Origin of the sequence: Bradyrhizobium iriomotense (genome assembly GCF_018129405.1) — a bacterium.
Taxonomy (GTDB): domain Bacteria; phylum Pseudomonadota; class Alphaproteobacteria; order Rhizobiales; family Xanthobacteraceae; genus Bradyrhizobium; species Bradyrhizobium iriomotense_B.
Genome location: NZ_JAFCLP010000049.1, coordinates 1 through 2,279, shown reverse-complemented (window position 1 = coordinate 2,279; position 2,279 = coordinate 1). Strand labels below are relative to the sequence as shown.

Genomic DNA, 2,279 nt, shown 5'->3' with positions numbered 1-2,279 from the left:
CCGCTGCGCCCCGGCGAAGTCTCGCTCGACGAGCTCGAGCGCGCCTTCCGCGAGACCGCGATCGAAGCGCCGGTCCCCGCGCCCGTTGCCAAGGCTGAAGTCAAGGCCGCGCCGGCGCCCGCTGCTGAAGCGCCGGCACCTGCTGCGAAGGAAGCGGCAAAGCCCGCCAAGGAAAAGGCCGCGCCGAAGAAGTCGATGGCCGACGAGAGCGCGAGCGAGGGCGACCGCATCGCCAACCAGTCGATCCGCGTCAACGTGGATACGCTGGAGCATCTGATGACCATGGTCTCCGAGCTGGTCCTGACCCGCAACCAGCTCCTGGAGATCTCAAGGCGCAACGAGGACACCGAGTTCAAGGTGCCCCTGCAACGCCTCTCCAACGTCACCGCCGAGCTGCAGGAAGGCGTCATGAAGACGCGCATGCAGCCGATCGGCAATGCCTGGCAGAAGCTGCCCCGCATCGTCCGCGACCTCTCGAGCGAACTCGGCAAGCAGATCGAATTGGAGATGCACGGCGCCGACACCGAGCTCGACCGCCAGGTGCTCGACCTGATCAAGGACCCGCTCACCCACATGGTGCGCAACTCCGCCGACCATGGCCTCGAGACCCCCGCCGAGCGCCTGGCCAGCGGCAAGGGCGAGCAGGGCACCATTCGGCTGTCCGCCTATCACGAGGGCGGCCACATCATCATCTGCATCGCCGACAACGGCCGCGGCCTCAACACCGAGAAGATCAAGGCCAAGGCGCTCTCCTCAGGCCTCGTCACCGAGGCCGAGCTCGAGAAGATGAGCGAAGCCCAGATCCACAAGTTCATCTTCGCGCCGGGCTTCTCCACCGCGGCCGCCATCACCTCGGTCTCCGGCCGCGGCGTCGGCATGGACGTGGTGCGCACCAATATCGACCAGATCGGCGGCACCATCGACATCAAGTCGGTGGCCGGTGAAGGCTCGAGCGTCACCATCAAGATCCCGCTGACGCTGGCCATCGTCTCCGCCCTGATCGTCGAGGCCGCCGGCGACCGTTTTGCGATCCCGCAGCTCTCGGTGGTCGAGCTGGTGCGTGCCCGCGCCAACTCCGAGCACCGCATCGAGCGCATCAAGGACACCGCGGTCCTCAGGTTGCGCAACAAGCTGCTGCCGCTGATCCACCTCAAGAAGCTCCTCAAGATCGACGATGGCGCGGCCTCAGATCCCGAGAACGGCTTCATCGTGGTGACCCAGGTCGGCAGCCAGACCTTCGGCATCGTCGTCGACGGCGTGTTCCACACCGAAGAGATCGTCGTCAAGCCGATGTCGACCAAGCTCCGTCACATCGACATGTTCTCCGGCAACACCATTTTGGGCGATGGCGCCGTGATCATGATCATCGACCCCAACGGCATTGCCAAGGCGCTCGGCGCCGCCGGCTCCTCGGCCCATGACATGGGCGACGAGAACGGCGCGCACCACATCGGCTCGGGCGAGCAGACCACCTCGCTGCTGGTGTTCCGCGCCGGCTCGTCGCAGCCCAAGGCGGTCCCGCTTGGCCTCGTCACGCGCTTGGAAGAGCTCCCCGCCGACAAGATCGAGTTCTCCAACGGCCGCTACATGGTGCAGTACCGCGAGCAGCTGATGCCGCTGGTGGCCATGGAAGGCGTCACCATTGCGAGCCAGGGCGCCCAGCCGATCCTGGTGTTCGCCGACGACGGCCGCTCCATGGGCCTCGTCGTCGACGAGATCATCGACATCGTCGAGGAACGCCTCAACATCGAGGTCGGCGGCTCCAGCCAGGGCATTCTGGGCTCGGCCGTGATCAAGGGCCAGGCCACCGAGGTGATCGACGTCGGCCACTTCCTGCCCATGGCGTTCGCCGACTGGTTCACCCGCAAGGAGATGAAGCCGTCGATGCACTCGCAGTCGGTGCTGCTGGTCGACGACAGTGCCTTCTTCCGCAACATGCTGGCGCCGGTGCTGAAGGCGGCCGGCTACCGCGTCCGCACCGCGCCGACCGCGCAGGAGGGCCTGGCTGCGCTGCGCGCGCAGAGCTTCGACGTGATCCTGACCGACATCGAGATGCCCGACATGAACGGCTTCGAGTTCGCCGAGACCATTCGCTCCGACAACAACCTCGCCGCGACGCCGATCATCGGCCTGTCGGCGCTGGTGTCGCCGGCGGCGATCGAGCGCGGCCGGCAGGCCGGCTTCCACGACTATGTCGCCAAGTTCGACCGTCCCGGTCTGATCGCGGCGCTGAAGGAGCAGACCGCGGGCGCCGCCGGCGCCTCCGAGCTGAGCCGGGC

General features: G+C 66.9%; 1 protein-coding gene. It reads left to right on the top strand.

Translation table 11 applies throughout. From position 1 onward, the window contains the following. The coding region (locus JQ592_RS38120; protein WP_211407846.1) for a hybrid sensor histidine kinase/response regulator at positions 1 to 2,279 on the top strand (2,279 nt) is incomplete at both ends.